A 16,695-nucleotide genomic window follows, 5' to 3' on the forward strand; every position below is an offset into this window, starting at 1 on the left:
TTCGCCATGAGCCTCACTCTCTACGGTTTTGACGGCAGTACGTATGTGCGCACAGTGAAGATGCTGCTTGCGGAAAAAGGTGCGGATTTCGACCAGTTGCAGGTCAATGTGATGAAAGGCGAACCGCACCTGCCCGAACACCTGGCCCGCCATCCGTTCGGCAAGGTGCCGGTCATCGATCACGACGGTTTCCGCATCATCGAAACCGACGCGATCGTGGCCTATCTGGACGAAGTGCTGCCAGGGCCTTCGCTGACTCCCGACAATGCCCACGACCGCGCCCGCACACATATGGTCATGGGAATTTATGATTCTTATGGCTACGGTGCGCTAGGCTCGGTGTTCGGCTATCACTTGTTCCCCGATTTCATCGGCGGGAAGAATGAAGAATCCCGTCGTAAAGGCATCGAAACCTCGAAAATGGTCCTGCGTGAATTGATGAAAATCAAAGGCTCCGACCCCTTCGTCGCAGGTCAGGATCCGAGCCTCGGTGACTTTTACCTGGCACCGGCCTGTGCTTACATGGCGATGACGCCGGATGCCCCACAGGTGTTTGCCGTCAACGGCTTCGATGACTGGTGGAAACGGATTCAGGCATTGCCCAGCTTTCAGGCCACACCACCGCAATAAGCTTTCCCCCTCTCACTTGTGTAGACAGGAGCCACCATGAGCGTGACCACCCAATGGATCGAGATCGACAGCGACGACGGTAAATTCGGCGCTTACCTGGCCATTCCGCATACCCGCAAAGGCCCGGGGATCGTGCTGATCCAGGAGATCTTCGGCGTGAATGAGCACATCCGCTCGGTCGCGGAGCAATACGCCGCCGATGGTTACCTGGTGATCGCGCCGGACCTGTTCTGGCGCAACGGCCACCGCATCGAGCTGACTTATGACGAAGCCGGCTGGAAACGCGCCGTCGAGCTGATGAACGCCACCGACATCGACAAGGCACAGGCCGACATCAAACTGGCCATCGACGCGCTGGATGCGCAACCTGGCCTGGAAGGCGGGATCGCGTCCATCGGTTATTGCTTTGGCGGCTTGCTGTCCTACCTCACCGCCACCAACGGCCTGGTGGATGTGGCCATCGCCTACTACGGCGGCGGCATCCAGAACCACCTGGACCGCGCCGATGAAATCGAGGTGCCGTTGTTGATGCACTTCGGTGAGCAAGACAGCCACATTTCACTGGAAGCCGTGGAAAAAATCGCCGAGCGTTTCGAGAACAACGACAACGTGGAAATTGTCGTGTACCCGGAGGCCGAGCATGGCTTCAACTGCTCGCATCGCGACAGCTACAACCAGCGCGCGGCGGCTGAGGCCCATGGCAATACGTTGATCTTTTTGGGGCAGGAGCTGTAAAGACAAGTCCCTTTTTTTGTTTGCGCCTGTGATGGCCTCTTCGCGGGCAAGCCCCGCTCCTACAGATCATGGATGTGGCGTATGACCTGTAGGAGCGAGGCTTGCCCGCGAAGGGGGCGGCGCGGTCTCAAGCCAATCAGCGGCTGATCTCTTCCACAGCATCGATCACCGCCAACTGCGGATGAGCACCACGCTCATGCACATGGGCCGCTGGCGTGCGGTCGATCAGCAGGCTCAGCAACTCCGGGCGGCTGTAATGGCCGCGGGAATCCATCATGCGTTTGCGCTTGTCGATCAGACTCATGTCGAGGTCAACGATCACCTCGCCTTCGCCTTCCTGCAGCGAGCCCAGCACCACGCCGTCCGGGCTGATGATTGCCGTGAAGCAGCCACCGGAAATCGGGCCGATAGGGCAGCCGGTGTCGGCCATGATTTGTGCCTGCTGCTCAGGGTTGAGCCACGCCGTGGAGTTGACCACGAAGCACGCCGATTCGAGGGCATGTTGGCGAATGTTGACTTCCATTTGCGAGGTGAACAGCGGACCTGCAAAGGAACCCGGGTACATCGAGGCGTGAATCTGTTCGCCGTCGGCCATCAAGGCGTAACGGGCCAGCGGGTTGTAATGTTCCCAGCACGCCAGTTGGCCGATGCGCCCTACCGCACTGTCGGCGGCGCGCAGCCCGGAGCCATCGCCCATGCCCCAGATCATCCGCTCGTGATAAGTCGGGGAAATCTTGCGGCGGTGCTGGATCAGCGTGCCATCAGCGTCGAACAGCAACTGCGCGTTGTACAGCGTGCCGCCGTCACGTTCGTTGACGCCGATGGACACGACCATGCCGGCCTGTTTGGCGGCGGCGCCGATGGCATCTGTGGCGTCCGAAGGCACCGTGACGGCCTGATCCAGCAGCTTCAAGTGCTCAGCACCCATTTCGAATGGCGACTGCACGAAGGAAAAGTACGGGTAGTACGGCACGATGGTTTCCGGGAACACGGCGAACTGAACGCCTTGGTCACCGAGTTCAAGAATCTTCTGCACGACTTTATTGACGGTGCCTTCACGGCTGTAGAGTACTGGGCTGATTTGTACGGCGGCGGCTTTAACGAGGGTCATGGCGGTGATCTCATTGAGGGTTGGGTTTCAACGAGATTACGGCAATCATATTTCGTCTCAAATGCCTAATACACCACCTTTTAGGACAAAGCCTTGTAGGAGCTGTGTAGGAGCTGTCGAGTGAAACGAGGCTGCGATCTTTTGATCTTGTTTTTAAAAAGATCAAAGTCAAAAGATCGCAGCCTCGTTTCACTCGACAGCTCCTACACAGACCCCACACAGACCCCACACAGCTCCTACATTGACCGAGAGTTCAGGTGCGATGGGCGCGCTGGATCGCTTGCGGCGGCTGGCCGAACGCGCGGATAAACGCCCGGCGCATGCGCTCGCGATCACCAAAACCGGTATCCATGGCCACCACATCGATGGAATGCCGACCGGTTTCCATCATCAGCCGGGCCGCCTCCACCCGCAGGTTTTCGATGGCTTTGGCCGGGGATTGACCGGTTTCGGCATGGAATACACGACTGAACTGCCGGGGGCTGAGATTGGCTGCGCCGGCCAGTTCTTCTACCGACAATGCTGATTTGAGGTTGTGTTTGGCGTAGGTCAACGCGGCCTGGATGCGATCGGTCTTGGGTTCCAGTTCGAGCATCACGGAAAACTGCGATTGCCCGCCTGCGCGACGGTGATAAACCACCAGTTGCCGGGCCACCCGCCGTGCGACGTCCGCGCCCAAGTCCTTTTCCACCAGGGCCAGCGCCAGATCGACACAGGCGCTCATGCCCGCGGCGGTCCAGATATTGCCGTCATTGATGAAGATGCGGTCTTCTTCGACCTTCACTTTCGGGTACGCACGCTGCAAGGCCGGCGCATGACACCAGTGAGTCGTCGCCCGCCGACCATCCAGCAAACCCGCCTCGGCCAGCGCAATCGCACCGGTGCAGATCGAACCCAGGCGTCGAGTGGTCAGACTGGCACTGCGCAAAAACGCCACCATGCCCGGCGATGTCGGGCGGATCAGGTTGTCGCCCATCACCAACAGCGTATCGAACGTGCGTTGGTCGAATGCGCTGGTTTCCACACCGAATCCGGCAGAGGTTTTCACTGAACCGCCCTGCTCGGAAAGCAACGCGATGCTGTACACCGGCTCGTCGGCCGCCATATTTGCCAACTCGAAGGTGGCGCACATGGCAAGGCCCAGCACCTGGAAGCCGGGGTAAACGATGAGTCCGATGGTGTGCATGGCGGCTGTCCGATTTCGTGGCATGACGGGTTTCAAGCCATCGTAGTAAACCCCCATACCCTCGAAAATGGAATCAGCCGCTGATCAAAAAGGAGATTGCTTTCGGCCTACTTCGCCGATCCATCGCGCGGTTTGTAAAACCGGAACATCTTGGTTTCAAAGGTTTTGGTGTATGCCTTGGACCAGTCCGGTTTCACCGTGCGGTCATGGAAATACATCGCGCCACCGGTGCGGTCTGGCAGCTGTTTGTTCAGCGCCTTACGCGCGATTTCCTTGGCGAGGGCGTATTGGGTTTCTTCCTGGACCGTGTCCGATTTCCCGTCGCACCACCACGAAAACTGGCAGCTTTTGGTTTCAGAACCTTGCTTGACCACCGCGCACACGGTGTCGGGAAAACCTTCGTGGCCGAGGCGATTCATCACCACGTTGGCGACCGCTTCCATTTCGGCAGTGTCTTTGCCTTTGGCTTCCCAGTAGATGGAGCGGGCCATGCAGGTAATCGCGTCGTCCAGCGGAGACTGGCCTGCGGGATCGACCGCCTGGACTTCGGACTGAGTGATCGCCTCCGATTTCGGTACGGGCAGATCGCCGCCCTTCTCTGCGGCCTTGTGTTCAAGCACTTGAGCCTTGTCTTCAGCCACTTCCTTTTTTTGCTGCTGGTCGTCGGCAATAACCTGGCCTGCGACAAGGGTAACCACGAGAAACACAACGGACCATTTGAAGGACATGATAGAGACACTCTGTGTGGCGTCGAGAGAAGTGCCCATTTGGCGACTTGGCTTCAGTGTAGTAGCCAAATCATGTCAGCAGACAGGCAACAAACCGCAAAAAGGCATTGCGCGGCATGGGGTGGAATCGCGCATCATGGGCGCAGTCAAATCAAGGGAGATTTCCATGCGCGTCCTGTCATCCGCTATGCGTTTTGTCGTGTTGTCGCTGGGGTTGGTGTTCGCCGCCACGGCCATGGCGACCGAAGAGACGCAATTGGTCGAGTCGATCAACGTTTACCGCAGCCAGGTGCAGCGTTGCGGCGGTCAGGCGTCACCGGAATTGCCACCGCTGACCAACGATCAGCGTCTGGTGCTATCGGCCAGCGGGCCTGTCGATTTGCAGCAGGCCATGGCCCGGGCGTCGTACCCGATGGTCAATGTGCAGGCGATCACCTTGTCCGGACCGCGTGATGCGCAGTCCGCCATAACGGCGATCAAGGAGAGCTTCTGCCAGGTGGTGCTGAACCCGCAGTTCATCGACGTCGGTGTCAGCCACGAGGGCCGCGACTGGCGCATCGTGCTGGCACGCCCGCTGTTGACCGCACGCCTGGGCGACGCCGCGGCTGAAGGCCAGAAGCTCCTGGAAATGCTCAATGCCGCGCGTTCACAACCCCGTCAGTGCGGTGGTCAACCGTTTGCCGCGACCACACCGCTGGCCTGGAATGCGGTGCTGGCGACCGCGGCCCAAGAACACACCCGGTCGATGGCGAATAACAATTTCTTCGACCACAAGGACCGCGACGGCCGCACACCGGGCGACCGCGCCGAGCTGGCGGGTTACAACTATCAGGACATCGGCGAGAACATCGCCGCCGGGCAAGACACCCCACGCAAGGTCGTCGATGGCTGGCTGGCCAGCGCCGGTCATTGCGCCAACCTGATGAACCCGAAGTTCCGCGAACTGGGCGCGGCCTATGCGGTTGATCCCAAGAGCGATGCGGGGATTTACTGGACAGCCATGTTCGGCACGCCGTAAGGACGATGATCGGAGCGGTGATTCACCGCTCTTACAACGTATGTTGTTGGTTGCCGATGTCCTTGGCTTTTTCGATTGCCCAGTCCAAAGCCGCCTCCATGTCCAGCATATGGGGAGACGGGTGATTGTCCTCTTCAATGACCGAGCCGTCCGGCCGGTAGACTCCGATGAACATCTTCAGGGAGCCGTCTTTCAATATTTCGGCTTTCACCTCGATCCTGCATCCGTTGGAAAGCGTTTCCTTGTGTTCCTCATGGCGTTCAGTCATCGCTGCATCCTCTCGTCGGTGATAGCCGAGTGACGGGTTAACCGGGAATAACCCCTTTCTGTGCAAGCCGTTTCAACGCGTTGATCATGATCTCCTCATTGTTGACGACTTCGGTAAAACCCGCACGCCGAATCTTGTTCATGTCGCTAATCATGTCGAACTCAGTGTTGAAGATGAAATCACCGAACGGCCAGCCCACCAGCTTATTGAAAGGCATCGTGTTCAAGTCATGAGTTTGGGCCAGACGCTCCCAGTCCTGCGCTTTACCGGGCATGTGCCTGGCGAGGGAGAACGGTTGTGGCGGCGCGACGTCCATGCCGAATGCTTGCGCCGCTTTGCGCCAGAGGCGTTCCCAACGGAACGGTTCGCCCACCAGATTGAACGCTTCATTGCGCGCCGTCGGTGCCAGGGCCGCCCAAAGGCTGGCGCGAGCAAGCCAATGGGCATCGGTCACTTGCGCAACCACTTCGCGGTAGGTGCGCATGGAACCCGGAAAGCGCAATGGCACACCGGCCTCTTTGCTCAGCGCCGCGAATACGCCGATCACCATCGCAATATTCATCGGATTACCGGCGATATCGCCCACCACCACATCGGGTCTGAGGATGGTCCAGTCGAGTCCTTCGCTGGCTTGACGCTCGCGCAGCACATCTTCCTGCGCGTAATAGAAGTTCGGCGCAATGTGGCGCGGGTCGTCCTCGTAAAATGGCGCCACGCCGGCACCCAGATGAACGCCATAGACCTTGGCGCCCTGGTAATGCACCACACGCTGAAGCGGCGCGCCGACTGCTTTCAAGCCATCCAGCACGTTGCGCAGCATGGCCGCATTGATTTCGGATTCGCGAGCCAGATCCGGGTCGGTTTGCAAGGCGGCGTAAAACACATGCGTGGTGTCGGACGCAGAAGCCAGCGCGGCCTGGGTCGCTTGAGGATCACTCAGATCACAATCGATTGTCTCGACGCCTTCGACGGAGGTCTTGCGCAGGGCTCGAACCTTCCAGTCTGGCGCACCGGCCAGTGCCTCAACCAGCGCACTGCCAATGATGCCGCTTGATCCAACGACCAGTGCTACATGGGTATTGCTCATGACGTGACCCTCATTATTTCGATGTGCAGTTGCAGGAGGGTCAAAAGTTATCATCGAAAAAATGAAAGCAATAGGCGATAGTTATTGAATCTTTCGGTCCTAATGGTTGCTAATCCAATGCTGGATTCCATCGACGAATTGCGCCTATTCACCGCCGTCTTTGAGGAAGGCTCAATCCGTGCCGCCTCTGAACGCCTCGGAATGACGGCCGCAGGCGGCAGCAAGCGCCTGCTCTCCCTTGAGGATCGCGTCGGCCGACGACTTTTCAATCGCACCACGCGAAAACTGAGCCCGACAACGGATGGGCAAAAACTCTATCAACATGCTCAATCCATCCTCGCCAGCGTCCAGGAAGCCGAACGCGGCCTATTCGATGAAACCGAGGTCAGCGGTCGCCTGAGAATCACCGCCTCGGCAACATTTGCCTTGGGTTACTTGTCGGGCGTCGTCAGTAGCTACCTGTCTTGTTACCCGAAAGTCGTCGTGGATCTGGACCCGACGGACCGATTGGTGGATCTGGTCGCCGAAGGCATTGACCTCGCGATTCGCCACGGCGTCATGGCCGACTCAACCCTGATCGCACAAAAGATTTCATCCTCCCGGCGCCTGGTGTGTGCCGCCCCGGCGTATTGGGAAAAGCACGGCATGCCCCTTTCGCCAAAGGACTTGCCCATGCATGACGGACTGATAATCGGCAAGGAGAATCGCTGGACACTGGCTCGGGACGGCGTTGAGAAAACAGTCAAGATGCGCAGCCGTTTCGAGTCAGGCCTGGGGGAAGTCGTGCGTCAAATGGCGCTCGACGGGCATGGCATCGCGTTGCTCGCGGACTGGCATGTCGGCGATGACTTGCGCTCTGGAAAACTGCTGGAGGCGTTCGCTGACTGGACCGTCGAGCCATCAAGCGGCATCTATGCGGTCTACCCCTCAAGAGAAAATATCGCGCCCACCGTCCGAAGCTTTATCGCTCATCTCAAGGAATGGATGGCGACCCACCCGATTGAAATTGAATCCGGGCGGTTTTAACCCCAACCCAATCGCCCCCCTGTAGCAGCTGCCGAGCAGCGCGAGGCTGCGTTCGGCTGCGAAGCAGTCGTGAAATCAGGCGATGCGGTACTTTATGAAAGTCGTGTGCTCAGGTTTCACGACTGCTACGCAGCCGAACGCAGCCTCGCAGGCTCGACAGCTGCTACAGAGGGTGCGCGGTGCCGGGGTAGCGAGGTGCCAGATGTTGCGGCAGGACAGCGGCGTAATGCCACCTATACTCCATTCCACCAACCCCGCCCGGGGCCTGCACTACCAACAATAAAAAGCAGAGGTGGAACATGGTCTGGCAGCAAATCTACGACCCCTTCGGTAACCCGGTGCTATCAACCATCATGGCGGCCGTGCCCGTGGTGGTCATGCTGGCATCCCTGGCGTTTTTCCATATCAAGGCGCATCTGGCAGCCCTGCTGGCCCTTGGTTCGGCGCTATTGATCGCCATCTTCGCCTTCGGCATGCCCGCGAACATGGCGGGCTCGGCGGCACTCTACGGCGCCGCCAACGGCCTGCTGCCGATTGGCTGGATTGTGCTCAACATCATCTTCCTGCACCGGCTGACCACCGAGAACGGCTCGTTCAAAGTGCTGCAGGATTCCCTCGCGCGCATCACCGACGATCGACGCCTGCAACTGCTGCTGATCGCGTTCTGCTTCGGCGCCTTCTTCGAAGGGGCTGCCGGGTTCGGCACGCCGGTGGCGGTGACCGGGGCGATTCTGATCGGGCTGGGCTTCTCGCCGCTGGCCGCCTCTGGCCTGGCGTTGATTGCCAACACCGCGCCGGTAGCGTTCGGCGCGCTGGGTACGCCCATCATCACCCTGGCCAAGGTTACCGGGCTGGATGAAATGGAGCTGTCGATGATGGTCGGCCGACAATTGCCGTTCTTCTCGGTACTGGTGCCGTTCTGGCTGATCTGGGCCTTCGCCGGCTGGCGCAAGATGCTGGAAATCTGGCCGGCCATTCTAGTGGCCGGGGTCAGTTTCGCCGTGCCGCAGTTCCTCGTGTCCAACTACCACGGGCCGATGCTGGTGGACGTGATCGCCGCGCTGATCTCCATGGCGTGCCTGACCGGTTTCCTAAAGGTCTGGAAACCGGCCACGATCCACACCTCCGCCGCCCTGACCGGGCGCGTCGACAACTCGAAAATCGACGAGGAGCATCAGCAAAAACCCGAGGCCAGCGGGACCTTTGCCAGCGATGCGAAACCAGCGGTGATGCGCGCGTGGATGCCGTGGATCATCCTCACAGTGTTCGTTTTCGCCTGGGGCACCCAAGGCTTCAAAAACATGTTCGACACCCGCCCGGCGATCGATCCGGCCACCAACTCGGCCAAGCTCGATCCACAAGGCAAACCGCTGCGCGAAGCCAACCCGATCTTCGCCCCGATCGTGACCTTCACCACCATTCACCAGCAGATCGAGAAGGTGCCACCCGTGGTGCCCGCGGCTAAAACCGAGGAAGCGGTGTACAAGTTCACCTGGTTCACCAGCACCGGCAGCGGCATCCTCCTGGCAGCCATCGTCGGCGGCCTGCTGATGGGCTATTCCATCCCGCAACTGGCACGCCAATACCTGCGAACGCTGTGGGTCGTGCGTTACTCACTCATCACAATCGTGGCCATGCTCGCGCTCGGCTTCCTCACCCGCTACTCGGGCCTCGACGCCACCATGGGCCTGGCCTTCGCCGCGACCGGCATCTTCTACCCCATGTTCGGCACCCTCCTCGGCTGGCTCGGCGTAGCGCTGACCGGCTCCGACACCGCCTCCAACGTGCTGTTCGGCGGCCTGCAACGAGTGACCGCCGAGCAACTGGGCATCAGCCCGGTGCTGATGGCCGCTGCCAACAGTTCTGGCGGGGTGATGGGTAAAATGGTCGACGCCCAGTCGATCGTGGTCGCGTCCACGGCGACTCGCTGGTACGGGCATGAGGGGGAGATTCTGCGATATGTGTTCTTCCACTCGATTGTGCTGGCGATTCTGGTCGGTGGGTTGGTGACGTTGCAGGCTTATGTGGCGCCGTTCAGTCATATGGTGGTGGGCGGGCACTAAGCGCTAGGTCAATCTGTTGTCCATGCCCGGGCGAGTTGCCCGGGTTGTGGCAAACAATGGAACAGGAGTGTTAAATCGTGACGGATATTTCATTCAAAGATGCATTTGACATCTACCAGAAGCAAAGTGACAGCGTTCATAAACTTTGGGCTTACTTTCAGTTCATCTCTCTCGCCGTTCTTGGCTACACGATTGGAAGCGAGAAAGGACATTGGCCAGGTTCAACCTATCTGCTGATTGCGGCCAGTTACTTTATCTTCGCAGCCGCTAATCAATGGGTGATTGTTTTCTCACAAAAAGAACTCCATAAGTTCGGTGAAGCCGTAAAAATGGCTTCTGAAGGTACAGGTCCAGTTGGCGAACAGCTTGTGGTTGAAGCAGTCAAGCCCTGGAAAGTCAGGCTATTCCATACTTTATCAATCTTAATAATCCTGGGCGCAATCTTCGCTACATGGTGCGACAAGACCTGAAATCAGACTGTCAAACTACCCCCCGCCATCAACCCCTCCGTCAGCAACGACACCAACGGCTGCACCAAATGCTGAGTACGAACATCATCGCCAACCACCGCGACTTCGGTACTTGGCAACGTCGGCAACTTCTCCGACGGTTCCAGTATCCGCATCCCTTCCTGCAAAAACGAAGTCCCCAACGCCGTAATCCCCAACCCACCGGCAACGGCCGCCTGCACGCCCATCAAATTGCTGGCCAGACAGGCTGATGCCCATTCCCGCCCGACCGTGGCCAACGCCTCGATCATGATGGCGCGGTACGCACAGGGTGGCCGCATCATCACCAGCCGCACCGGTTTCGATGATTCGATTTCATAATCCTTCGCGGCGATCCATACCAACGGTTCGCGCCAGATGACACGGCCTCGCGTGGTGCCAGAACTGAATTTTCGTTTGGAAATGACCACGTCCAACAGCCCGGCTTCGTAGTCGGTGAGCAGGTCGTCGCTCAGGCCCGTGGTCAGTTCCAGCTGAATGTCGGGATACAACTGGGTGAAGCGCGACAGCAGCTTGGGCAGCTGGGTCGGTACGAGGTTTTCCGAGATCCCCAGGCGCAGCAGGGTGACGGTGGCCGGCGCCTTGATGTCCCGCATGAACGTGTCGAAATGCACCATCATTCGACGCGCACCCACCAGCAGGCGTTCGCCGTCCGGGGTCAGCGTCAGCGCACGGCTGGTGCGCTCGAAGACACGAAAACCAAGTACCTCTTCCAGCCGGATGATCTTCTGGCTCACCGCCGATTGCGACCGAGCGATCACCTCGGCAGCCGCGGTGAAACTGCCGGTCTCCGCCACTGCGATAAACGCCCGTAGCAGGTCGATCTCTAGATCGCTGGCTTGCATGATGGATTCGCCTTTCAACTGGATGCCATTAAATTTATGCGTTTGAGTTCTAGATAGCAATTGCCGAACATCGTACTCAACCTGAATACGAGGAGTTCGAAAATGGCAGTCAATAAAGCAGTGGAGATCGTTGAAAGTTTCTGGCGCGAAGTCTGGCAAGCCAAAGATCCGCAAGCCGCAGCACGCTTTGTGGCTGAAGACTTTGTCATCACTTCTGGCGGTATGGATATCGTTGGCCGCGAAGCTTTTATTCAATGGATCGGTGTCTTTTTGTCGAAGATTGAAGACTTCGAGTTCGACAGTATCGAGACGTTTCAGAATGCCGAAGGCTCTCGCGTTGCCTCTCGCTGGAAACTGGCGGGAAAGAACCAGGGATTTATTGGTGGGCGCTCGTGCAACAGCCCTTTTGAAATGCTCGGCACTGCGGTCTGGGAAGTTCGCCCGGATGGCCTGCTGGCCCACAACTGGGTCGAGCGTAATGCGCTGGAAGTTCATCGCGATTTGATTGGATTCTGAGCAACCGAGTTGAAGTGCAACATGAAACCCGCAACTTTTTTCATATTGCTTCTGCAGCTCCTGACTCCCCCACACGGTGCGCGACCACCTGAAGTTGTGATGGATGTCAGAAGTCTTCTGCAAGGGTCGGCGTTGCAGTATCCGCCGACCTGGTCGAAGTAACCGGAGACACACCATGAATACCCTTACTTTGTTCGCCAGTGCTGCTTTTGCCTTTGTAGCACTCACCCATAACGCGTTTGCTGACACGCCAAACGTACCCGCCAAGCCTTATCGCTATGGCATGCCGATCCACGTGGCCAAAGTCATTTCCCTTGAGGAACCTCGCTCGGCCGATTGCGAAGTGGTCAACGCCAAACTCACGTATCTGGACGACTCCGGGAACGTCAAAGCCTTTACCTACTTCAAAATGGCCCAGGCCTGCGAAGAGCAGAACTGAATGAGGGGCCCTAAAACAAAAGCTGCATTGGCTTGCCGCACGTTACACCCACTCCTGTAGGAGCTGTCGAGTGAAACGAGGCTGCGATCTTTTGATCTTCGGCGTATTTGAAATCGCTGAAGATCAAGAGATCGCAGCCTCGTTTCACTCGACAGCTCCTACAGGGGTAAACGGATGCCTGATTTTCACGCGGTCTTTTCTGCCACCTTCGCCGAGGATTCACTCACTCCGAGTATCGACGACACCAGCGTGGTTTACGACGAATTAACGAAGAAGCTTTATTGACTTGCCGCACGTCACACCCACTCCTGTAGGAGCTGTCGAGTGGAACGAGGCTGCGATCTTTTGATCTTGAGCTTCGGCGTATTTGAAATCGCTGAAGATCAAAAGATCGCAGCCTCGTTTCACTCGACAGCTCCTACAGGGGTGAAGGGATGCCTGATATTCACGCGGCCTTTTCTGTCATCTTCGCCGAGGCTTCACTCACTCCGAGTATCGACGACACCAGCATGGTTTACGACGAATTAACGAAGAGGCTTTATTCACTTGCCGCACGTCACACCCACTCCTGTAGGAGTGTCGAGTGAAACGAGGCTGCGATCTTTTGATCTTGAGCTTCGGCGTATTTGAAATCGCTGAAGATCAAAAGATCGCAGCCTCGTTTCACTCGACAGCTCCTACAGGGGTGAAGGGATGCCTGATATTCACGCGGCCTTTTCTGTCATCTTCGCCGATGCTTCACTCACTCCGAGTATCGACGACACCAGCATGGTTTACGACGAATTAACGAAGAGGCTTTATTCACTTGCCGCACGGTACACCCACTCCTGTAGGAGCTGTCGAGTGAAACGAGGCTGCGATCTTTTGATCTTGAGCTTCGGCGTGTTTGAAATTGCTGAAGATCAAAAGATCGCAGCCTCGTTTCACTCGACAGCTCCTACAGGGGTGAAGGGATGCCTGATTTTCACGAGGTCTTTTCTGTCATCTTTGCCGAGGCTTCACCCGTTCCAAACACCAGCCCCGAAGCAAATACCACCCCAAGAATCACACCGCCCGCCCCCAGCAACTGCCACACATAGGGCAACACTCCGATTACGACGAATTAACGAAGAGGCTTTATTCACTTGCCGCACGTCACACCCACTCCTGTAGGAGTGTCGAGTGAAACGAGGCTGCGATCTTTTGATCTTGATCTTCGGCGTATTTGAAATCGCTGAAGATCAAAAGATCGCAGCCTCGTTTCACTCGACAGCTCCTACAGGGGTGAAGGGATGCCTGATATTCACGCGGCCTTTTCTGTCATCTTCGCCGAGGCTTCACCCACTCCGAGTATCGACGACACCAGCATGGTTTACGACGAATTAACGAAGAGGCTTTATTCACTTGTCGCACGTCACACCCACTCCTGTAGGAGCTGTCGAGTGAAACGAGGCTGCGATCTTTTGATCTTGATCTTCGGCGAATTTGAAATCGCTGAAGATCAAAAGATCGCAGCCTCGTTTCACTCGACAGCTCCTACAGGGGTGAAGGGATGCCTGATTTTCACGAGGTCTTTTCTGTCATCTTTGCCGAGGCTTCACCCGTTCCGAACACCAACCCCGAAGCAAACACCACCCCAAGAATCACGCCGCCCGCCCCCAGCAACTGCCACACATTGGGCAGCACTCCGAGTATCGACGACACCAGCATGGTGAACACAGGCGCCAGGTTAAAGAAGATCGAAGTGCGCGCCGCACCGATCGCATGAATGCCTTTGAACCACAGCAAGTACGCAATCAACGAACCACAGACCGCCAAGTAAACAACCGCGCCATGCACCGACAGCGAAGCCGTGCTGATCGTGGCCAACGGGTTCTCATAGATGAAGCCCAACACGATCAGGCCAATGACGCCAAACAGCATCGAGAACGTGGTGGTTTCCAGCGGAGTAGAGTCTTTGACGAAGCGCCGGGTGCCGACCATGTTGGCCGCCCAGGCGATGCTGCCGGCCAGAATGATCGCATCGCCGGTCGCCACTTTCAGGCCGAGCAGCACCTGGATGTCACCGCGCGTAATCACCAGGCCAACGCCCAGCAAGCCCAAGACCAGCCCGATGGCGCGGCCGCGATCGATGCGTTCGCCTTCGAGCAGCACGGCGAAGATCATGGTCCACAGTGGCGTGGTCGCCAGGATCAGCGCGCCGTTGATGGGCGTGGTGGTTTGCAGGCCGAAGAAGGTCGCGAGGTTGAACGCGGTAAAGCCCAGCAGCCCCAGTCCGATAAAGGCCGGTAGATTTTGCTTCAGCGTGCTGAGGCGCAACTTGCCCGTCAAACCGAAAATCAGCACGAGCAACAGGGTGGATATGGCAAAGCGCTCAATGGACGCGCTGATCGGTGCCATGCTCTTGATGATGTAGGCGCCGGCATTGAAGTTGGTGCCCCAGAAAAACGTGGCACCGACGATGCCGGCATAGGCGAGAGGCGTTGATTTTGACATGGCTGTTTCCTCGTCAAGTCGTGCGATGAACACGCCGCACATCGCGGAATGCTTCAGACCTGCTTGTCAGGTGTTGAAGGATTCTTGCAGGCTTGGCTGTGGGGCAAAATTCCCCATTTATTCACCCATCATGTGAGAAAACGCCCATGTTCGACTGGGAGGATCTTCGCTACTTCATCGTCTTCGCCCACGAGCAGTCGTTGTCCGCTGCGGCGCGCAAGCTCAAGGTCGACCATGCCACGGTGGCGCGGCGCATCAGCGCGCTGGAGAGTTCGCTGAACCTCAAGCTGGTGGACCGGCGCCCGCGTTCCTATGTCATCACCGAGGACGGCGAACGGATTGCGCAGTTGGGGCGGCGGATGGAAAGCGAGTCTTTTGCGGTGCAGCGCACGGCGTTGGCCGGGCAGGAAAGCTTTACCGGCGAAGTCACCGTCAGTGCCCCGCCCGCCCTCGCCTGCGCGTTGATCGCGCCGCGAATAAACGCGTTGCGCATCCAACATCCGCAGCTGTCGTTGCAGTTGATCGGCAGTCTGGACAGCGCGTCGTTGTCGCGACGCGAAGCCGATATTGCCGTGCGCCTGAGCCGCCCCAAGGAGCCGGACCTGGTAGCACGCAAGGTCGCGACAGTGCAGTTCCATTTGTACGGTTCGGCGGATTATCTGGCCAAAACAGCGCCGGACGATCTGGCTTTCATCGCCTACGACCAGACCATGGAGCAAACCCCGCAACAGGTCTGGCTCAAGCAACAAGCAGGCGACCGACCGATCCTGCTGCGCAGCAATGACCTGAACATCCAGGCGACCATTGCCCAGGCAGGCGCTGGCGTTGCGGCATTGCCGTACTTCCTTGGCGAGCACTACGGCTTGCAAACGATGGAGGCTGTGGGCGCGGGCCTTGCGCGTGAAGTGTGGCTGGTGGTGCACAGCGATATCCGGCACACCCCGTCGGTGCAGGCGGTGATGGCCTTCCTGGCGTCGTGCTTCGAAAACTGAGTCAGTGCGCCAAACACTGCTTTACTGATTCAAATCCTGAACCAACGGGAAGCGCCCCCCATGGAACGTCTCACCGCCAAAGACTTCGCCCCGGAATTGCTTGAACTCTACGACTACTACGCGCACGGCAAGATCAACCGACGCGAGTTTCTTGATCGAGCGGCGCTGTTCACCCTGGGCGGTTTGACGGCCAGCGCCCTCCTCGCCGCCCTGAGCCCGAACTACGCGCTCGCCGAGCAGGTTGAATTCACCGACCCGGACATCCTCGCCGAGTACATTTCCTATCCATCGCCCAAGGGCCACGGCAATGTCCGCGGCTATCTGGTGCGCCCGACCAAAGCCACCGGCAAGGTGCCGGCGGTGGTGGTGGTGCATGAAAACCGTGGGCTCAATCCTTACATCGAGGACGTCGCCCGACGCGTTGCCAAGGCGGGGTTTATCGCCCTCGCTCCCGACGGTTTGAGTTCGGTCGGTGGCTATCCCGGCAATGATGAAAAAGGCAAGGAGCTACAAGCAACTGTCGATCCTGAAAAGCTGATGAACGATTTCTTCGCCGCCATTGACTGGCTGATGAAAAACGACAAGACCACCGGAAAAGTCGGCATCACCGGGTTCTGTTATGGCGGTGGTGTCTCCAATGCGGCGGCGGTGGCCTACCCGGAACTGGCGGCGGCCGTGCCCTTTTATGGCCGTCAGCCCAAGGCTGAAGATGTGCCGAAAATAAAGGCGCCGCTGCTGTTGCATTACGGTGAGCTGGACAAGGGCATCAATGAAGGCTGGCCGGCGTATGAGAAAGCGTTGAAAGCGTCGGGCAAGACGTATGAGGCTTACATCTATCCTGGCTGCAACCATGGCTTTCATAACGATTCCACGCCTCGATACGATGAGGCGGCGGCGAAGCTTGCTTGGGACAGGACGGTGGCCTGGTTCAACAAATACCTGGTTTAGGGTCAAAAGATCGCAGCCTCGTTGCACTCGACAGCTCCTACATTGGAATGCGTTTCTCTGTAGGAGCTGTCGAGTGAAACGAGGCTGCGATCTTTTGGGCGAACGCAGTTATCAATTCC

General features: G+C 58.1%; 17 protein-coding genes. 10 read left to right on the plus strand and 7 right to left on the minus strand.

What is annotated here, in order from left to right:
- The first annotated feature begins 6 nt into the window (after window positions 1-6).
- Both ACA049_RS18875 and ACA049_RS18880 read left to right on the plus strand, forming a co-directional pair.
- The gene (locus ACA049_RS18875; RefSeq protein ID WP_403096981.1) at window positions 7-630 is read left to right on the plus strand and encodes a glutathione S-transferase family protein; all 624 of its coding nucleotides are present in this window, start codon (window positions 7-9) and stop codon (window positions 628-630) included.
- A 36-nt stretch (window positions 631-666) separates the two neighbouring features.
- On the plus strand, window positions 667-1,365 hold the full coding sequence (locus ACA049_RS18880) for a dienelactone hydrolase family protein (RefSeq protein ID WP_497328810.1): 699 nt from the start codon (window positions 667-669) through the stop codon (window positions 1,363-1,365).
- Between the two features lie 136 nt (window positions 1,366-1,501).
- Here the strand turns inward: ACA049_RS18880 and ACA049_RS18885 are convergent, their stop codons facing one another.
- From ACA049_RS18885 to ACA049_RS18895, 3 genes are all read right to left on the minus strand, one after another.
- Complete coding sequence (locus ACA049_RS18885) at window positions 1,502-2,476, minus strand: nitrilase-related carbon-nitrogen hydrolase (RefSeq protein ID WP_497328812.1); 975 nt, start codon at window positions 2,474-2,476, stop codon at window positions 1,502-1,504.
- 253 nt (window positions 2,477-2,729) lie between these two features.
- Window positions 2,730-3,662, minus strand: a complete 933-nt coding sequence (locus ACA049_RS18890) for a GlxA family transcriptional regulator (protein WP_497328814.1) — start codon at window positions 3,660-3,662, stop codon at window positions 2,730-2,732.
- A gap of 107 nt (window positions 3,663-3,769) precedes the next feature.
- Window positions 3,770-4,390: a cell wall hydrolase gene (locus tag ACA049_RS18895; RefSeq protein WP_497328816.1), complete on the minus strand. Its 621-nt coding sequence runs from the start codon at window positions 4,388-4,390 to the stop codon at window positions 3,770-3,772.
- A gap of 166 nt (window positions 4,391-4,556) precedes the next feature.
- Between ACA049_RS18895 and ACA049_RS18900 the strand changes: the two genes are divergently transcribed.
- Complete coding sequence (locus ACA049_RS18900) at window positions 4,557-5,408, plus strand: CAP domain-containing protein (protein ID WP_497328818.1); 852 nt, start codon at window positions 4,557-4,559, stop codon at window positions 5,406-5,408.
- A gap of 31 nt (window positions 5,409-5,439) precedes the next feature.
- On the opposite strand, the gene ACA049_RS18905 is transcribed toward ACA049_RS18900, so the two are convergent.
- Both ACA049_RS18905 and ACA049_RS18910 read right to left on the minus strand, forming a co-directional pair.
- Window positions 5,440-5,676: a hypothetical protein gene (locus tag ACA049_RS18905; RefSeq protein WP_497328820.1), complete on the minus strand. Its 237-nt coding sequence runs from the start codon at window positions 5,674-5,676 to the stop codon at window positions 5,440-5,442.
- A gap of 37 nt (window positions 5,677-5,713) precedes the next feature.
- The gene (locus ACA049_RS18910) at window positions 5,714-6,763 is read right to left on the minus strand and encodes an SDR family oxidoreductase (RefSeq protein WP_497328822.1); all 1,050 of its coding nucleotides are present in this window, start codon (window positions 6,761-6,763) and stop codon (window positions 5,714-5,716) included.
- Between the two features lie 117 nt (window positions 6,764-6,880).
- On the opposite strand from ACA049_RS18910, the gene ACA049_RS18915 reads away from it, so the two are divergent.
- The 3 genes from ACA049_RS18915 to ACA049_RS18925 all read left to right on the plus strand — a co-directional run bounded on the left by ACA049_RS18915 (window position 6,881) and on the right by ACA049_RS18925 (window position 10,322).
- Complete coding sequence (locus ACA049_RS18915; protein ID WP_497328824.1) at window positions 6,881-7,789, plus strand: LysR family transcriptional regulator; 909 nt, start codon at window positions 6,881-6,883, stop codon at window positions 7,787-7,789.
- 299 nt (window positions 7,790-8,088) lie between these two features.
- Window positions 8,089-9,852: an L-lactate permease gene (locus ACA049_RS18920; protein WP_497328826.1), complete on the plus strand. Its 1,764-nt coding sequence runs from the start codon at window positions 8,089-8,091 to the stop codon at window positions 9,850-9,852.
- A 77-nt stretch (window positions 9,853-9,929) separates the two neighbouring features.
- Window positions 9,930-10,322 carry a hypothetical protein gene (locus tag ACA049_RS18925; RefSeq protein ID WP_497328828.1) on the plus strand — a complete coding sequence of 131 codons (393 nt, stop codon included), beginning with the start codon at window positions 9,930-9,932 and terminating at the stop codon, window positions 10,320-10,322.
- A 2-nt stretch (window positions 10,323-10,324) separates the two neighbouring features.
- Here ACA049_RS18925 and ACA049_RS18930 read toward each other — a convergent pair whose 3' ends face one another.
- On the minus strand, window positions 10,325-11,206 hold the full coding sequence (locus ACA049_RS18930) for a LysR substrate-binding domain-containing protein (protein ID WP_497328830.1): 882 nt from the start codon (window positions 11,204-11,206) through the stop codon (window positions 10,325-10,327).
- 102 nt (window positions 11,207-11,308) lie between these two features.
- Between ACA049_RS18930 and ACA049_RS18935 the strand changes: the two genes are divergently transcribed.
- Window positions 11,309-11,722 (plus strand): ester cyclase, encoded by a 414-nt coding sequence (locus ACA049_RS18935; protein ID WP_497328832.1) that lies wholly within the window; start codon window positions 11,309-11,311, stop codon window positions 11,720-11,722.
- 175 nt (window positions 11,723-11,897) lie between these two features.
- A complete protein-coding gene (locus ACA049_RS18940; protein ID WP_497328834.1) occupies window positions 11,898-12,161 on the plus strand; it encodes a DUF2790 domain-containing protein in 264 nt (87 codons plus the stop codon).
- A gap of 1,542 nt (window positions 12,162-13,703) precedes the next feature.
- Here the strand turns inward: ACA049_RS18940 and ACA049_RS18945 are convergent.
- Window positions 13,704-14,636, minus strand: coding sequence for a DMT family transporter (locus ACA049_RS18945; RefSeq protein WP_497328836.1), 933 nt, complete (start codon window positions 14,634-14,636; stop codon window positions 13,704-13,706).
- Between the two features lie 146 nt (window positions 14,637-14,782).
- On the opposite strand from ACA049_RS18945, the gene ACA049_RS18950 reads away from it, so the two are divergent.
- Complete coding sequence (locus tag ACA049_RS18950) at window positions 14,783-15,628, plus strand: LysR family transcriptional regulator (protein WP_497328838.1); 846 nt, start codon at window positions 14,783-14,785, stop codon at window positions 15,626-15,628.
- Between the two features lie 60 nt (window positions 15,629-15,688).
- Window positions 15,689-16,576: a YghX family hydrolase gene (gene yghX / locus ACA049_RS18955; RefSeq protein ID WP_497328840.1), complete on the plus strand. Its 888-nt coding sequence runs from the start codon at window positions 15,689-15,691 to the stop codon at window positions 16,574-16,576.
- Window positions 16,577-16,695: the final 119 nt, after the last annotated feature.

It is taken from the genome of Pseudomonas sp. LBUM1662, from assembly GCF_059695915.1.

Coding starts and splice junctions, on each gene's coding strand:
- ACA049_RS18875 (WP_403096981.1), top strand. CDS start 7: ATGAGCCTCACTCTCTACGGTTTTGACGGCAGTACGTATGTGCGCACA.
- ACA049_RS18880 (WP_497328810.1), top strand. CDS start 667: ATGAGCGTGACCACCCAATGGATCGAGATCGACAGCGACGACGGTAAA.
- ACA049_RS18885 (WP_497328812.1), bottom strand. CDS start 2,476: ATGACCCTCGTTAAAGCCGCCGCCGTACAAATCAGCCCAGTACTCTAC.
- ACA049_RS18890 (WP_497328814.1), bottom strand. CDS start 3,662: ATGCACACCATCGGACTCATCGTTTACCCCGGCTTCCAGGTGCTGGGC.
- ACA049_RS18895 (WP_497328816.1), bottom strand. CDS start 4,390: ATGTCCTTCAAATGGTCCGTTGTGTTTCTCGTGGTTACCCTTGTCGCA.
- ACA049_RS18900 (WP_497328818.1), top strand. CDS start 4,557: ATGCGCGTCCTGTCATCCGCTATGCGTTTTGTCGTGTTGTCGCTGGGG.
- ACA049_RS18905 (WP_497328820.1), bottom strand. CDS start 5,676: ATGACTGAACGCCATGAGGAACACAAGGAAACGCTTTCCAACGGATGC.
- ACA049_RS18910 (WP_497328822.1), bottom strand. CDS start 6,763: ATGAGCAATACCCATGTAGCACTGGTCGTTGGATCAAGCGGCATCATT.
- ACA049_RS18915 (WP_497328824.1), top strand. CDS start 6,881: ATGCTGGATTCCATCGACGAATTGCGCCTATTCACCGCCGTCTTTGAG.
- ACA049_RS18920 (WP_497328826.1), top strand. CDS start 8,089: ATGGTCTGGCAGCAAATCTACGACCCCTTCGGTAACCCGGTGCTATCA.
- ACA049_RS18930 (WP_497328830.1), bottom strand. CDS start 11,206: ATGCAAGCCAGCGATCTAGAGATCGACCTGCTACGGGCGTTTATCGCA.
- ACA049_RS18935 (WP_497328832.1), top strand. CDS start 11,309: ATGGCAGTCAATAAAGCAGTGGAGATCGTTGAAAGTTTCTGGCGCGAA.
- ACA049_RS18940 (WP_497328834.1), top strand. CDS start 11,898: ATGAATACCCTTACTTTGTTCGCCAGTGCTGCTTTTGCCTTTGTAGCA.
- ACA049_RS18945 (WP_497328836.1), bottom strand. CDS start 14,636: ATGTCAAAATCAACGCCTCTCGCCTATGCCGGCATCGTCGGTGCCACG.
- ACA049_RS18950 (WP_497328838.1), top strand. CDS start 14,783: ATGTTCGACTGGGAGGATCTTCGCTACTTCATCGTCTTCGCCCACGAG.
- yghX (WP_497328840.1), top strand. CDS start 15,689: ATGGAACGTCTCACCGCCAAAGACTTCGCCCCGGAATTGCTTGAACTC.